The following is a 14,672-nucleotide window of genomic DNA, read 5'->3' as shown; positions in this document are numbered from 1 at the left end:
TCCACGCGCAGGACGACGACCGCGGCCAGCACCGGAATGGTGACGGCGAGCGCGATCATCCGCTGCCGTCGAACCCGCGCCCCGGTGCGTGGGCCGCCGTGGCGGGCGCCGAGGAACCAGCCGTGCGCGATGACGGCCGCCCACCACAGCAGCACCAGGACCTCCGCCCACACCGATCGCGCCGCGCAGGCGAGGAACGTGACGAGCAGGGCGGTGCCGAAACCCGAGACGACGGCGGTCGCGCGCCGCCCGGCCATCAGGTATCCGATCCCGAGCAGCGACGCATTGCCGATCGCGACGGCCCAAGGGTCCCCGGCCGGAGCCGCGGATGCCGGTCGGTCCATCCGGATCCCTTTCCGAAGTGCGTATGCGGGCGGATGGCCAGTGTCGGACAACGCATTCGGGAGGGGTCCCGGAGATCGGGACTATGGCCTTCGGTGACCGAGACGGCTCCGGGCGTCGATTACCATTCGATAATCGATCCTTCGCGGATGCCGGAACGACTCGGTTCGCCGACACGAGCGAGGGGCACAGATCGGGAGAGTTGTCGTGGTGCAGCGGTACACGCCGGAGGTCGAGGCGGACCTCGCAGCAATGCGTGAAGAGTACGAGTCATTGTTGCGCGACGGCGGGCGGTGGTCGTTGCGCAGCCTGTTCAGCACGCCGAGCAGTGACATAGCCGACTACTGCAGGGGCTTCCGGCCGAACCGGTTCGGAACGCAGGCCTGCGCGGAGGTGGAGCGTTTCTGCCGCGGTCACGGGATCTGGCTGGAGTCCGGCGGCGCCCACTACAACAGCATGACGCCGTACCTGCACCCCAATACGGTCACCGCCGAGCGGATGACGATCATCGGGACCTTCAACGCGATTCTGTTCTGGCTCAACGATCGGGTCGGGCGGGAGAAGTTCGCGCACCTGTCGGCGATCGAGCAGGAGGAGGCCCATGAACTGGTGGACCGATTATGCCGGCTGCTCGGCACGCAGTTCGCGACAGACGATCTCACCCCCGTGGAGGCGGCGACGGCCGAGTTGCTCACCACGCTGCGCAAGCACGCCGGCCCGGTGTGGTTCGAACGATTTCAGACCGCGACGGCCGACCATCTGCGTCCCGCGATCCGCGATCAGAATGCCCGCGCGCGCGACGCCTTGCTCAGCGTGGAGGACTATATCGACCTGCGGGTCCATGTGTCGGGGATGTATCCGGCGATCGCGCTGTGCGAGTTCGCTCGCGATGATTACCTGCCGTGGGATCGGCTCGATGGCGCGGGGCTCGGCCACGATCTCCGGCAACTCCGGCGCCTGACGGCCGAACTCGGCGCGTTGATGAACGACATGTTCTCCTTCGAGAAGGAATGCATCGGCGACCGATCCGATTTCAACCTGATCCCGATCTGCCTGCTGGACACACCCGGCTCCGGCCTCGTGGGGGCCGTGAACCGGGCCGCGCAGATCGTGCGCGATCGACTGACCCGATTCCACCGCACCCGGTCGGCGCTCACCAGCCACTGCGCAGCGCTCGGTGACGCGGGGCTGGCCGAATCGGTCGCCGCACATGCCGACGACCTGGACCGGTGCCTGCAGGCGACCTGGGTGTGGCAGTGCACAACCCGGCGATACAAGGGCTTGTCGATCTTCACCGAAAACTGGCTAGACTGACTGTTCCCAGCCCGGAAAAGTTTCCGTGCGATAGCTTTTCAGAACAGGCGTCTACCGTTGGATGACAGTGACGCCGCCTCGGGCGAGGGGTCGACCGGAGCGGCGAGGACCATCGAGGGGGTTGTGGTGGACGAACCGAACCGCACGGCGCTCGTCCGGGAATGGTGGCGTGCGCTGGCCGACATCGACGGCGCACACAACCGGCAGGCGCTGCTGGCACATCTGCTCGGCGATCTGCTGTCCGGGCTGGCCGCCGAGCCGTTCGACGCTGCCGTAGGCACCCGGATCGGCGAGGCACTGGCTCGGGCGCAGCTGATCGACCCGACGGTGCCCATCGTCTCGGCGCAGGTACTGCACGGCCTGGCCGATCAGGTCGGCCACCCGGACGCCGGTCGGCGACTGGCCGCGCTCCTGGTGGCGATCGGTCAAGGGCATCAGGCGCAGGTGCACGCGGACGCACGAACCCTCGACCGCGTCCGGCGCGACATCGATCAGCGGTTCCGGATCGTGTTCGACAATGCGGCCATCGCGATCGCCGTGGGCGATATCGACGGCGTTCTGCTGGAGGCCAATCCCCATCTCGCCGCGATGATCGGTGTACCCGCCGAGGATCTGCGCGGGATCTCGGTCTACGACTTCGCCCATCCCGACGATCAGGACGAAATTCGCAATCTCGTCTACGAGAAACTCGTTCCCGCCCAGGAGGGGACGGTGAAGATCGAGCGGCGACTACTCCGTGCCGATGGCAGCGTCGGATGGGCGTCGTTCGCCATCACCTATGTCAAAGGCACTGACGGACAGCCCGACTACCTGCTCGCCCTGGGCGAGGATGTCACCGAACAGCACCGGCTGCAGGAGGAATTGCAGCATCAAGCCCGCCACGATCCGCTCACGGGACTACCGAACCGGCGCCACCTCCTCGACCAGATCGAAGCGGTGATCGCCACCGCCGCCACCGCCGACCGGATCGGCCTGTGTTTCGCCGATCTCGACAGGTTCAAGCACGTCAACGACCATTACGGGCACGGCGTAGGTGACCAGGTCCTCGCCGCTGTCGCCGCCCGTCTGGACCGCAGCGTGCGCGACCACGACTGTCTCGTCGCGCGCATCGGTGGCGACGAATTCGTCGCCCTGGTCCCGCCGCCTGCCAGCAGTCATCACGTCACCGTCATCGCGGATCGGCTGAAGTCGTCACTGGCGCACCCGATCACCGCCGATGGGCACGAACTGCAGATCTCCGCGAGCATCGGTGCGGTTGTCACTCCGGCTGCCGGGGCGAACCCGGAGTCTCTCCTCGACGCCGCCGACACCAGCCTTTACTACGCCAAGACGAACGGTAGAGGGCATTGGGTTCTGCATACGCTGCACGCGCCCGTCGGGCGGTGATCCACCGGCTCGAACTGCTGCCAGCTATCCGGCAGCAGCCGCGGGGCTGTGGCAAACTCGGAAAGCACGACACCCGAGGGCGATTGGGGGACGATCGATGATCGACGGCTCGGCCTCCGTCGCGGATTCCGGCGACGACGGGAGGCCGCCCGAGGATGCGGTACTACTACGCCGGGTGCTGGCCGGCCGGTTGCGGAAGGTGCGACATGCCGATGCCGCCCGCCATCGCCACCTCGGCGCCGAGGCCGCGCCGCTCTGGATGGACACCTATCTCGCCCTCGAGGACTCGTCCTCCCTGCTGCGCTATTACGCGCCCGGGGTGATTCCCGACCTGCTGCAGACGCCCGCGTATGCGCGCGAGGTGGCAGCCCTGGCCCGGCCGGGCGCCGCCGCCGATATCCAGCAGCAGATCGATCTGCTGCTGAAGCGTCAGGAGATACTCGACCGTGCCACGCCGCCCCGATTATGGGTGGTGATCGAACAGGCGGCCCTGCGCCGCCAGCCCGGCGGCCACCAGGTCTGGCGGGACCAGCTCCATCATCTCGCCCGCGCCGCCGAGCGCCCGAACATCACCGTGCAGATCATGCCCGACCACGCGTGCGGCCCCCTCATCAGCGCCGTCCCCTTCGTCCTGCTGCGGCTCGCGGACGCCGATCTCGGCGACATCGTGCACATCCACCACGCCACCGATGCCCGCTTCCTGGACAAATCCAGCGATCTCGACGCCTACCACACGATCTGGGACCGCCTGTGCGTCAACGCGGTACGGCCCGACCGCACCAGCGACATCATCACGGCCGCCGCCGACGGCTCACACCTGTGAATCCGTCACGTCTGTTTCGACGCCAGTTCGATCACGGTGATATCGGAGGGGGCGCCGATGCGGACCGGGGGTCCCCAGGCGCCGGCGCCGCGGGTGACGTAGAGCTGGGTGTCGCCGTAGCGTTCCAACCCCGCGACCGTCGGATTGGCCAGTCCCGCAAGGAGATTCCCGGGCCAGATCTGACCGCCGTGGGTGTGGCCGGACAGTTGCAGGTCGACGCCGAACTCGACCGCGTCGTGGATCTGGACCGGCTGATGCGCGAGCAGCACGGCCGTGCGCGCGGGATCGCGATCTCCCAGCGCGGCGGCGAAATCCGGTCCCTGCCCGATGCTTTCGCCCTGCATATCGTTGACACCGGCCAGGTCGAAATGCGGGAGTTCGGTGCGGCTGTTCGCCAGTAGCCGCAGCCCGAGGTCCTGCACGTGCTCGATCCACTGCTCGGCGCCGGCGAAGTACTCGTGGTTGCCGGTGACGAAGTAGGCGCCGTGCCGTGCCCGCAACCGCGACAGCGGCTCCACCGCCGACCGCAGGTGTTCGACGCTGCCGTCGACCAGATCACCCACCACGGCAATGAGATCCGGCTGGGTGCCGTTGATCGTGTCGACCACCCGCTCGGCGAATCCGCGGCCCAGGATCGGACCGAGGTGAATATCGCTGACCACGGCGATGCGATATCCGTGCCCGGCGCGCGGCAGGTTGGCCAGCGGCACCGCCAGCCGCTCGACGCGCGGTCCGGCCAGCACGCCGTGGGCGCCGTACCCGACCGTGGCCACCGCCGCCAGCCCCGCCGCACCGCTCACCGCCCGAGAGACGAAGAGCCGCCGCGAAACCGGCGCGGGACGATCTGGTAGGTCCGGTCGATCCGGCATCGCGTTCCCGGTCGCGGGAACCAGCTCCGGCTCGACCTGTGCGGCGAGAGTGTCGGCGCGGGCGATCCAGCGCCGGAAGAACGGCCGGACCAGCTCACCCGCCAGCAGCCACAGCACGAGGTACACGAACAGCGCGCCCCACAGATAGCCCGGCCAGGAGATGATCCGGGTGAGCAGGAACGGCGCCTCGGCCCGTTCGGCCACGAACGCGCCGATCAGCAGCAGCGGGCCCGCGACGATCACCCCGGTGCCCACGCGGCGGCCGACGGACCCGCGCGCCGTCGTATCCCGGACGAGCCGACGCCACACATACCAGTGCAGCCCAACCATTCCCAGGGCCACGAGGCACACCACAACAACGATTCCCGCGACCGCGACCACCACCACCGCATCACTGTATGTCGAGCCGAGGTCTGCCGTGACCCTTGCCACACTCGGTACGTGAGCGTACCGTGCTGATGGTACGTAGATGTACCACGTTGGAGGCGGCATATGACCCCCGTGAAACTGCCCGACGGACCGAGCGCGCCGAAACTCGTGCAGGGCTTACAGGTAATGGCCGGACGGACCCGCGCGTGGCGGCGGCTGCACGAGCGCTACGGGTCGGCGTTCACGGTGTACCTGCCCCGATTCGGGCGGACCGTCGTGCTGTCGGAACCGGCCGAGGTGAAGGCGCTGTTCACCACGAGCACCGACCTGGTGGACAACATCGACATCAACCTCGGTCAGTTCCTCGGGCCCGGTTCGCTGTTCTCGCTGACCGGAGACGAGCACCGCAAGCAACGCAAGCTGCTCACGCCGCCGTTCCACGGCCGCCGACTGTCGGTGTACGAGGCCATGATCGAGGAGGAGGCGGTCGCGGAGATGGCGGGGTGGCCGTCGGGCCGCGAGTTCGCGTCGATGGACTCGATGATGCGAATCACCCTGAACGTCATCCTGCGCGCCGTATTCGGCGCCGAGGGTGCGGAATTCGATCGGCTCCGCGCGCTGCTGCCGAAGCTGGTCCTGCTGGGGTCGGCGCTCGCCGCGGTGCCGATGCCGCGAAAGTTCCTGGGGCGCTACGGTCCCTGGGCGCGGTTCGCGGCGCACCGCCGCAGCTACGACGAGATCGTGGGGCGGCTCATCCGGCGCGCGGTCGACGATCCGAATCTGTCCGACCGCGACGACGTGCTGTCGATGATGCTGCAGTCCCGCTACGACGACGGATCCGCCATGACCCATGACGAGATCGCGGACGAGCTGCTGACGCTGCTCACGGCCGGTCACGAGACCACGGCGACGACCCTGGCGTGGACGATCGAGCGCCTGCGCCGCCATCCGGATATCCTGCGCCGCTTGGTATCCGAGGTGGACGAGGGCGGTTCGGCGCTGCGCGAGGCCACGCTGCTGGAGGTGCAGCGCGTCCGGCCGGTGATCGACGCGACCGCGCGCCAGGTCCACGCCGAGTCGATCTCGCTGGGCCGGTGGACATTGCCGCGGGGGCAGAAGGTGATGGTCAGCATCCGGCTGATGCACGACAACGAGGACCTCTTCCCGCGCGCCCGCACCTTCGATCCCGACCGCTTCGTCGGCGTGCGGCCCGGCACCTTCAGCTGGATCCCGTTCGGCGGCGGCGCGCGCCGCTGCATCGGCGCCGCATTCGCCACCCTGGAGATGAACGTCGTATTGCGCACGCTGCTCAGGGATTTCGTCCTCGAGCCGACCGACCGCCCGGACGAGCGCACACACTTCCGCGGTGTCGCACTGGTTCCCGGCGGGAAGGGTCGTGCGGTCGTGCACCGCCGCGCACCGCGACCCTCGGCCGACACCACGGCGCGCGCGGCCGAGGTCACCGCATGACCGAGCATGTCGATGTCCTGATCGTGGGGGCGGGGCTTTCCGGTATCGGTGCCGCGCACCATCTGCAGCAGGAATTTCCCGGGCGCAGCTACGCGATCCTGGAGGCGCGCAACGCGATCGGCGGCACCTGGGACCTGTTCCGCTATCCCGGCGTGCGCTCGGATTCCGACATGTACACCCTCGGCTACCGATTCCGGCCGTGGACCCAGGGCAAGGCCATCGCCGACGGTCCCGCGATCCTGCGCTACATCCGCGACACCGCCGCCGACGCCGGTATCGTGCACCGAATCCGCTTCGGCCACCGCGTGATCCGGGCCTCCTGGTCGACGGATGCGGCGCGCTGGACGGTCGAGGTGCGGCGCGGGGAGACGACCGCGACGTTCACCTGCGCGTTCCTGTACATGTGCGGCGGGTATTACCGCTACGACCGCGGGCATACGCCGGAATTCGCCGGGCTCGACGACTTCCGGGGCCGTGTCGTGCATCCGCAGCAGTGGCCGGAGGACCTGGACTACGCGGGTAAGCGGGTGGTGGTCATCGGCAGCGGCGCCACCGCCGTCACGCTCGTACCGGCCATGGCCGAGACCGCGGCGCACGTGACCATGCTGCAGCGGTCGCCGAGCTACATCCTCCCCGTCCCCGCCGCGGACGCGCTCGCCACCCGGCTGCGTGCGCTGCTGGGCACACGACGGGCCTACACCGTCACCCGCTGGAAGAATGTGCTGGTCAGCACCCTGATATACCAGCTCAGCCGCCGTCGTCCGGACATGATGCGCAAGTTCCTCCGCGAGCAGAACGTCCGGCGGCTACCCGGCGGGTACGACGTGGACACGCATTTCAAGCCGTCCTACAACCCGTGGGATCAGCGGCTGTGCCTGGTCCCGGACGGCGACCTGTTCCGATCGATCGGCGCCGGTCGCGCGTCCGTGGTCACCGACCGCATCGAGCGGTTCACGGCCACCGGGCTGCGGCTGGAGTCCGGCACGGAGCTCGAGGCGGACGTGGTGGTGACGGCGACCGGGCTGCGGCTGCTGCCGCTCGGCGGGATCGAGCTGGCCGTCGACGGGCGCCCGGTCGAGTTGCCGGAAACCATGGCGTACAAGGGTATGATGCTCGGCGGAGTCCCCAACTTCGCCTTCACCATCGGCTACACCAACGCGTCCTGGACGCTGAAGGCCGATCTGGTCGCCGAATACGTCTGCCGGATACTGCGGTACCTCGACGACCACGGCTGTGACACCTGCACCCCCGCGCCGGACCCCACCGTGCCGGCCACGCCGCTGCTCGATTTCCAGGCCGGCTACGTGCTCAGGTCCATCGAGGAATTCCCCCGCGCGGGCGGCCGCAGGCCGTGGCGGCTGGGCATGAACTACGCCCAGGACGTGCTGACGCTGCGGTACGGACGCCTGGCGGACGGCACCTTGCGGTTCTCGAATCGGCCGCCGCGATCGGAGAGTTCCGGGGTTGGTGGGCAAGAGTCGGAGACGGTCACGATCTGAATCCGCTGCGGCAGGCGTCCGGCCGATCGGCGGCCACGGCATGAGGTCGGCGGGTGCGCCCGCTCGAGCGCGCGGAAACTAGGCTGGTCACCGTGACCCGCGCCGAGCCCGCATCCAGCCCCGCCACCGAGGCCGCGCCGGAATCCGGGTTCCGGCGCCGACTTCTCGACGGCATGGCCGAGGCGGTGCGCGAACACGGCTATCGCGAGGCCACCGTGGCCGACGTGGTCCGCCACGCCCGCACCTCCCGCCGGACCTTCTACGAACACTTCCGCGGTAAGCAGGACTGCTTCATCGCCCTGCTGAGCGAGCGCAACAGCGACACGATCCGGCAGATCTACGCGGCGGTCGATCCGGCGGCGCCGTGGCGCACCCAGGTGCGCCAGGCGATCGAGGCGTGGATCGGCGCCTCCCAGCGCGACACCTCGATCACGCTGGCGTGGATCCGCGATATCCCCGCCCTCGGAGAGGACGCCCGGCGCCTGCACCGCGAGACCGGGGAAGCCTTCGTCTCGCTCATCCGAAACCTCACCGCGACACCGGAATTCCAGTCCGCCGACCTGCACCCGCCGTCCCGGCAGACGGCGACGATCCTCTACGGCGGCTACCGCGAACTCATCGCCTCCACCGTCGAGGACGGCGGCGATATCACCGGGATCATCGACGTCGCCGTCGACACCGCGGTCGCCCTCATCGGCCCGCGCGACGAGCCCGCGAGCGACTGATTTGCCGGACGGCGGCCGCGGGTCAGTGGTCGGCGGGCTCCAGGGCGCCCATGGCGCTGCCGGTCAGTTCGACCGATCGCACCCGGTCCTCGATGCCGTGCGCGTGGTGGGCGAGGATGAGTTCGTCGGCATCGATCGCGGCGGCGAAATCATCGAGGTACGTACGGATTTCGGTGGGGGTGCCGACGGCGGTGTAGCGGGTCATCGCGGTCAGCTGGGCGCCGTTGGGGGAGGCCAGGAACGCGTCGATCTCCTCGTCGGTGAAGCGGGCGTCGGCCGCGCCCCGCTTGATCATCATCCGCGCCCGCGCCCGGTAGGCGATGGTCTTCTGCTCGGCCGCGGCGTCGTGGTCCTCGGCGGCGAACACGTTGACGCCGGCCATCACGTACGGCTCGGCCAGCTGATCCGACGGCCGGAAGTGCTCGCAGTAGGTGGCCACGGCCTGGTGCAGCGCATCGGGGGCGAAATGCGACGCGAACGCGTACGGCAGGCCCAGTTGCGCGGCGAGCTGCGCACCGAACAGTGACGACCCCAGAATGTAGAGCGGCACAACGCCTTCCGCGCGAGGGACGGCCTGCACGCCGGGGATGCGCGAGTGCCCGGTGAGATAGCCCTGCAGCTCGAGCACGTCCTGCGGGAAGGTGTCCGCGGAACTCGGATTGCGCCGCAGGGCGAGCATCGTCTTCTGGTCGCTGCCCGGGGCCCGGCCCAGGCCGAGGTCGATGCGCCCGGGGAACAGCGTCTCCAGGGTGCCGAACTGCTCGGCGATCACGAGCGGCGAATGGTTGGGCAGCATGATGCCGCCGGAGCCGAGGCGGATGGTCTCGGTCTGCGCCGCGACATGTCCGATCAGCACGCTGGTGGCGCTCGAGGCGATGGAGCCCATGTTGTGGTGCTCGGCGTACCAGACCCGTCGATAGCCGCTGCGTTCGGCGGCCCGGGCCAGGGCGACGCTGTTGTCGAAACTGTCGCGCGCCGAACCGCCCGGTGCGATCGATGCGAGGTCGAGGATGGACAGTGCTAGCGGCATACGACGCTGCCTTTCGTGGTCACAGAATGCGGTGCAGGTGCTCGGTGAAGGCGCGGATGCGGGCGTCGTCGCGGCGGTAATACGTCCACTGCCCGCGGCGGGTGGCGGTCAGGAATCCGGCGCGCTGCAGGACCGCCAGATGCGCCGAGACGGTCGAGGCGGAGGTCCCGGCCTTCTGCTGAATGAGACCGACGCACACGCCGAGCTCGGCCGTCTCGCTGTCGCACCCCGGGAAGTTCGCGGCCGGTTCCTTCAGCCACTCCAGGATGCGCAGCCGAGTCTCGTTCGCCAGCGCCTTGCACTGTTCGAGCACACTCGCCTTCCTTCGGTATTTCGCTAATTACCGAATTTATGCCCGGAGCAGCGGGTGTGCACCGTGACCCTGGTCACCGGGCTCAGTTCTGCGGCCACAGCACCGGATCCTCCGGGCACAGGCTCGCGGAGCGGGTGGTCGGGACCGGGCCGGTGCCGGGGTCGAACGCCCACCCCGAAATCGGCCCCGCCGCCTTCCAGAACAGCGTGCCCGACGCCTCGACCACCTGGTACTGCCGTTCGCTGCCGTCGACGAGCTGGGTGCCCACGCAGTAGTCGGTGTACTCGGTTCCCGGTTGCACCGCGCCGACGCTGAACATGCCCGCGGGGTGCATGGCGGCGCCGGGGTTCGCGACGGTGCTGGGGGCGCCGGTCGCCGCACCGCGAATCCAGTGCGGTGCGCCGCGGTCGGCCGCGCAGGTGAAGGCCGAGCCGCCCGCGACGACCGTCGACGACTGCGTGTAATCGTTTCCGGCCCACAAACATCGGGGTTCGGGGCCGGTCGCCGCCGCCGCGACGGCAGCGCCCAGGAAACTGACGGTGGCGACCGCCGCCACCGCGCCCGCCATCCCGCGCAGCCACAGGGGCCTGGCGGTACGGTGCTCGGAAGTGGCGGACGCGGCGGCGAATTCGGATTCGTTGGTGACCATGGTGCCGAAGGTAGGAATCTCCGGTCCCGGCCCACACCCCGCTGCGGTGCTGTTCGGCCGTAATACCGTGGTACTAGGGGTTTCTCCGCGGCGCATCCTGTCCACCCCCGTGCACGGATCGTCACGCAGATGTGTCGCCGTACCACACCCTCGTTTACTCGGTGGATATGTCCTCGCGGCAACCTGGAATCGAATAGCGAGCCGCGTTCGCGCGGCCGCCGACAGTGCCGACTGCCCGATGCCGCAGAATGGCTGCGGGTGTGCGGAAGTGCGAGCCCCGAAACCGACAACCGGGGCAGAACGGTAGGCCGTGCGTGACAATGGACAACTTATCCGGCTCGGTGGCGTTGCGAGCCGGAGCGCCCGAGCGTGCGAGGGCGGCGGTCGATCCTCCGATGCGTTCCGACGCGGTGCGGGGGAGTGAGTACGCGGTGTTGTTGCGCCGGGTGCGCCAGGCCGGGCTGTTGGATCGGCGGGTGCGCTACTACGGCTGGAAGAGTGCGATCACGGCGGCCGCCTGGGTTGCCGGATGGGTGGCGTTCGTCCTCGTGGGCGACTCGTGGTGGCAGGTGGCGGTCGCGGCCTGGCAGGCCGCGGTGTTCGCCCAGCTCGCCTTCCTCGGGCACGATGCGGGACACCGGCAGATCTTTCGCACCCGGTGGGCCAATCACCTGTACGGGCTGATCGCCGGGAACCTCGGCATCGGGGTGAGCATCGGCTGGTGGACCAGCAACCACAACCGCCACCACGCGCACCCCAATACCGAGGGGGAGGACCCGGACGTCAGCGGGGTGCTGGCGCATTCCGGCGAGCGCGCGCGGCGCGGGCAGGGCGTGCGGCGGCTGATCTTCCGGTACCAGGCGTGGCTGTTCTTCCCGATGCTGCTGCTGGAGGGCTGGAGCCTGCACGGCGCGAGCGTGCGGGGCGTGGCGAGCTGGAACATTCGGCACCGCCGCCGGGAGGCGGTGATGCTGGGCGCGCACTTCGTCGGATACCTGGTCCTGGTGCTCGCGGTGCTGCCGCCGGTCCACGCGCTCGCATTCGTGCTGCTGCACCAGGGCCTGTTCGGTTTGTACATGGGCTGCACCTTCGCTCCCAACCACAAGGGGATGGCGGTGCTGACGGCGGAGGAGTCCACCGACTTCCTGCGCCGCCAGGTGCTCACCTCCCGCAATGTGCGCGGCGGCTGGTTCGTCGACACCGCGCTGGGCGGCCTGAACTATCAGATCGAGCATCACCTGTTCCCGGCGATGCCGCGGCCCGCCCTGCGCCGGGCGCAACCGCTGGTCGTGCAGTTCTGCGCCGAGCGCGGGCTGCCGTATTGCGAGACCGGGCTGCTGGAGTCCTATGCCCAGGCCCTGGGGCACCTGAACACCGTCGGACAGAGTGCGCGAGCGCTGCCGCCGTCCGAACCCGATGCCCGCCCACTGGTGTCCAGTGCGAAAGGCGCGGACTGACGTTCAGCGTTGCGGGCTGCAGGCGCCGGGCTGGGCGAGCTCGTCGCACGGCGTATCGCCGTGCGTGCGGACGACGTCCTTACCGGCATTGTCGGTGAGGTAGCGCAGGAAGGCGGCCTCCAGCGAGTCGTGCGGGAGTTCGCCGTTGCTGTAGGCGTATTCGACTCCCCAGAACGGATAGCCGCCCGCGACGACCTCGTCCCGCCCGGGGCGGTGTCCGTCGATGGTGACCGTGACGGTCCCGGCGCTGTGTGCGGCCTCCGCGTAGGACGCGTAGCCGATCGCGCCGGGAATGTCGGCCACGGTCTCGAGCATGTCGCGGGTGAGCGGCACCTCGCAGGCGGACAGGCCGGGCGGTGCGGTGAATCGGATGGCGCGGCAGCCGGCTTGGGGGAGCGCGACGGAGCCGCCGTCGAGCAGCCGCTGCTGGAAGGTCTCCCTGGTGCCGGAGCCGAGCGCCCGATTGATCACGCGCACAGGGTGATCCGGCCCGCCGACCTGATTCCAGTTGGTGATCCGGCCCTGATACAGGTCGCGAATCTGCTCCCGGGTCAGATCGCGTATCCCGAGGTCGCGGTGCACGACCACGGCGAATACGGCCATCGCGAGCGGCCGCGGCAGCAGGCCGGGATAGCCGACGCCCTTGGGGCCGTCGGTGATGGCGAGCAGTCCGGCATTGCCGCCGCCCTCCTCGTCGACGCGGGTCAGGCCGCGCTCGCTACCCTCGAAGGCGAAGGTGAAATCGGCTCCGCTGCAACCTTTCCGGTAGGCCGCGGTGGCGTCGCGGACGACCGGCTCGAAGGCCGAGGAGCCGACCAGGGTGAGGCTGCCGCGGACGCAGTGCGGCGCGGGCGGATCGTCGCCGAGCAGGGTGATGGAGAACTGGATCACGATCACCGCGACCAGGAATGCCATGAATCCCAGCATGTTTCGGGAAACGCCGGTCTGGCTGCGGGTTTCGGTGATGCGGCCGCCCTTGAGCTTGCCGTACAGGGTCGGCTCCGGGTAGTCGCTGCCGCCCGTGGTGCGCTGCAGGATGGCGAGGATCTTGTAGTGGTCGCGCCGGTTCATCGGCACCCTGGGCAGGTCGATGATGCCGATGTGGTGGGCGGTGTCCTCGCGGGCGTCGATGCCCCGGCCGGGCTCGAGGTGATCGCCGAGCGTCGGTTCGCTGAGCTCGGTGACCGCCATGCCGACCACGCGGCGCCGCGGAAAATGCAGGTGTAGCCCGACCGGCCCGTCCGGCATCGAGTAGTCGGCGGAGTCGATATCGGTGACGCCGTTGTTCTCGATGCGGATCAGCACCACCGACAGGTCTTTCAACTCCGCGCCGGAATCGGCGTCGTCGGGCCGCATCTGGGTGAGCACGCCCGGGAACGCCGACTCGATCTCGCCGGTCACCGGGGTGTCCATCTGCACGCGGTAGCCGAGCTGTTTGCGCCGGATCACCACGAATTCCCACAGGAATGCGATCAGCGAGACCGCGAGCGCGATGAGCGGCAGTCCGATCTGGACCAGATAGTTGTCCACCTGGGTCATGTCCCCCGAATGCATTGGATGGCAACCATGTTCGGCGCACTCACGGGGCCGGTCCAGCGAGAGCGGACAGTGTTGGGCAACAATTCACCGCCGCGACAACAGGTGTCGCGGCGGTGACCCGGTCCGGATCGGGGCGGGCCGTCAGCAGCCCTGCAGTATTCCGCCGAGTGTGTCCTTCTCGGCCTGCTGCAGCGTCAGGTCCCACTTCGATTTCACCGCGACCCACATCCGGGCGTAGGTGCAGCGGTAGCCGGTGTTCGGCGGCAGCCACTGGGTCGGATCCTGGTCGCCCTTCGAGCGATTCGACGCGGCGGTGACCGCGATCAGCTGTGGGTCGTCGAGGTCGTTGGCCAACTTCTCACGCTGGTCGGTACTCCATTCGGCGGCACCCGATCGCCACGCCTCGGCCAGGGCGACAACGTGATCGATATCCACATCGCCCGCATCGGCCACGGTCTTGTCGTCGTAGGGCGAATACCAGCTGCCCGCGGTGGGGCGGCACTCGGCGTCCACCTGCACGCCGCTGCCGTCGCGCTGCAGCACGGTCTCCCGGGTCGTGCACTGGCCGGACACGGTGCTCCAGTGCGGGAACTTCTCCCGCGAGTAGCCGCTCATGGATCCCTCGTCGCGCACCGTGAGTTCATTCAGCATGCCGCGCGCGGAATCGGCGGATGGAATCCCCGGCGGCTCGGCGGCGGCCGTCCCCGGAATCGACAGGGCTGCCACGGCAGCCGCGGACACGATCGCGCCGATGGCGGTGGAGAAGCCTCGCATGTGCCTTCCGTTCATTCGAAACTGGTCGGACGCGTAGGAGGGTATGCGATGACGACGAAATCCAGATGACCGTCCGGTAACCGGTTTCAGCGTTGCGCTGCGGTCGACGGGGG

At 69.0% G+C, this 14,672-nt stretch carries 14 protein-coding genes; 7 read left to right on the top strand and 7 right to left on the bottom strand.

The genetic code is table 11. The features are described 5' to 3' along the window. Positions 1-344 (bottom strand): hypothetical protein (locus tag NM1_RS37240; protein WP_218022189.1); only part of this gene is annotated, 344 nt, incomplete at its 3' end. Between the two features lie 205 nt (positions 345-549). Here NM1_RS37240 and NM1_RS37235 point away from each other — a divergent pair. From NM1_RS37235 to NM1_RS37225, 3 genes are all read left to right on the top strand, one after another. Continuing rightward, the gene (locus NM1_RS37235) at positions 550-1,656 is read left to right on the top strand and encodes a terpene synthase family protein (protein WP_246011609.1); all 1,107 of its coding nucleotides are present in this window, start codon (positions 550-552) and stop codon (positions 1,654-1,656) included. Positions 1,657-1,782: 126 nt separating this feature from the next. Continuing rightward, positions 1,783-3,042, top strand: a complete 1,260-nt coding sequence (locus NM1_RS37230) for a sensor domain-containing diguanylate cyclase (protein ID WP_246011607.1) — start codon at positions 1,783-1,785, stop codon at positions 3,040-3,042. 97 nt (positions 3,043-3,139) lie between these two features. Continuing rightward, positions 3,140-3,865 (top strand): DUF5753 domain-containing protein, encoded by a 726-nt coding sequence (locus NM1_RS37225; protein WP_084520408.1) that lies wholly within the window; start codon positions 3,140-3,142, stop codon positions 3,863-3,865. A gap of 5 nt (positions 3,866-3,870) precedes the next feature. Here NM1_RS37225 and NM1_RS37220 read toward each other — a convergent pair whose 3' ends face one another. Beyond that, a complete protein-coding gene (locus NM1_RS37220) occupies positions 3,871-5,121 on the bottom strand; it encodes a metallophosphoesterase (protein WP_307719353.1) in 1,251 nt (416 codons plus the stop codon). 105 nt (positions 5,122-5,226) lie between these two features. On the opposite strand from NM1_RS37220, the gene NM1_RS37215 reads away from it, so the two are divergent. The 3 genes from NM1_RS37215 to NM1_RS37205 all read left to right on the top strand — a co-directional run bounded on the left by NM1_RS37215 (position 5,227) and on the right by NM1_RS37205 (position 8,797). Beyond that, positions 5,227-6,573, top strand: coding sequence for a cytochrome P450 (locus tag NM1_RS37215; protein WP_068031545.1), 1,347 nt, complete (start codon positions 5,227-5,229; stop codon positions 6,571-6,573). Further along, on the top strand, positions 6,570-8,072 hold the full coding sequence (locus NM1_RS37210) for a flavin-containing monooxygenase (RefSeq protein WP_068031542.1): 1,503 nt from the start codon (positions 6,570-6,572) through the stop codon (positions 8,070-8,072). Before NM1_RS37215 ends, NM1_RS37210 begins: the two co-directional genes overlap by 4 nt. Positions 8,073-8,164: 92 nt before the next feature. Next, positions 8,165-8,797, top strand: a complete 633-nt coding sequence (locus tag NM1_RS37205; protein ID WP_246011606.1) for a TetR/AcrR family transcriptional regulator — start codon at positions 8,165-8,167, stop codon at positions 8,795-8,797. 22 nt (positions 8,798-8,819) lie between these two features. On the opposite strand, the gene NM1_RS37200 is transcribed toward NM1_RS37205, so the two are convergent. The 3 genes from NM1_RS37200 to NM1_RS37190 all read right to left on the bottom strand — a co-directional run bounded on the left by NM1_RS37200 (position 8,820) and on the right by NM1_RS37190 (position 10,789). After that, positions 8,820-9,827, bottom strand: coding sequence for an LLM class flavin-dependent oxidoreductase (locus NM1_RS37200; RefSeq protein ID WP_068031539.1), 1,008 nt, complete (start codon positions 9,825-9,827; stop codon positions 8,820-8,822). A gap of 19 nt (positions 9,828-9,846) precedes the next feature. Continuing rightward, complete coding sequence (locus tag NM1_RS37195) at positions 9,847-10,140, bottom strand: ArsR/SmtB family transcription factor (RefSeq protein WP_068031537.1); 294 nt, start codon at positions 10,138-10,140, stop codon at positions 9,847-9,849. Positions 10,141-10,222: 82 nt separating this feature from the next. After that, positions 10,223-10,789, bottom strand: coding sequence for a hypothetical protein (locus NM1_RS37190; protein WP_068031533.1), 567 nt, complete (start codon positions 10,787-10,789; stop codon positions 10,223-10,225). Positions 10,790-11,184: 395 nt separating this feature from the next. On the opposite strand from NM1_RS37190, the gene NM1_RS37185 reads away from it, so the two are divergent. After that, positions 11,185-12,246 (top strand): fatty acid desaturase family protein, encoded by a 1,062-nt coding sequence (locus tag NM1_RS37185; protein WP_068031530.1) that lies wholly within the window; start codon positions 11,185-11,187, stop codon positions 12,244-12,246. A 3-nt stretch (positions 12,247-12,249) separates the two neighbouring features. On the opposite strand, the gene NM1_RS37180 is transcribed toward NM1_RS37185, so the two are convergent. Further along, on the bottom strand, positions 12,250-13,800 hold the full coding sequence (locus NM1_RS37180; RefSeq protein ID WP_246011604.1) for a substrate-binding domain-containing protein: 1,551 nt from the start codon (positions 13,798-13,800) through the stop codon (positions 12,250-12,252). Positions 13,801-13,926: 126 nt separating this feature from the next. Then, positions 13,927-14,559: an HNH endonuclease family protein gene (locus NM1_RS37175; protein ID WP_211339522.1), complete on the bottom strand. Its 633-nt coding sequence runs from the start codon at positions 14,557-14,559 to the stop codon at positions 13,927-13,929. Positions 14,560-14,672: the final 113 nt, after the last annotated feature.

It is taken from the genome of Nocardia mexicana NBRC 108244 (assembly GCF_001613165.1).
GTDB lineage: Bacteria > Actinomycetota > Actinomycetes > Mycobacteriales > Mycobacteriaceae > Nocardia > Nocardia mexicana.
Note: the sequence above shows the minus strand (reverse complement) of the source record. Positions and strands in the feature narration are given on the sequence as shown.

Excerpts from the sequence above, each read along its gene's own strand:
- NM1_RS37175 (WP_211339522.1), bottom strand. The coding sequence starts at position 14,559 with ATGCGAGGCTTCTCCACCGCCATCGGCGCGATCGTGTCCGCGGCTGCC.
- NM1_RS37215 (WP_068031545.1), top strand. The coding sequence starts at position 5,227 with ATGACCCCCGTGAAACTGCCCGACGGACCGAGCGCGCCGAAACTCGTG.
- NM1_RS37225 (WP_084520408.1), top strand. The coding sequence starts at position 3,140 with ATGATCGACGGCTCGGCCTCCGTCGCGGATTCCGGCGACGACGGGAGG.
- NM1_RS37200 (WP_068031539.1), bottom strand. The coding sequence starts at position 9,827 with ATGCCGCTAGCACTGTCCATCCTCGACCTCGCATCGATCGCACCGGGC.
- NM1_RS37180 (WP_246011604.1), bottom strand. The coding sequence starts at position 13,800 with ATGCATTCGGGGGACATGACCCAGGTGGACAACTATCTGGTCCAGATC.
- NM1_RS37190 (WP_068031533.1), bottom strand. The coding sequence starts at position 10,789 with ATGGTCACCAACGAATCCGAATTCGCCGCCGCGTCCGCCACTTCCGAG.
- NM1_RS37185 (WP_068031530.1), top strand. The coding sequence starts at position 11,185 with ATGCGTTCCGACGCGGTGCGGGGGAGTGAGTACGCGGTGTTGTTGCGC.
- NM1_RS37210 (WP_068031542.1), top strand. The coding sequence starts at position 6,570 with ATGACCGAGCATGTCGATGTCCTGATCGTGGGGGCGGGGCTTTCCGGT.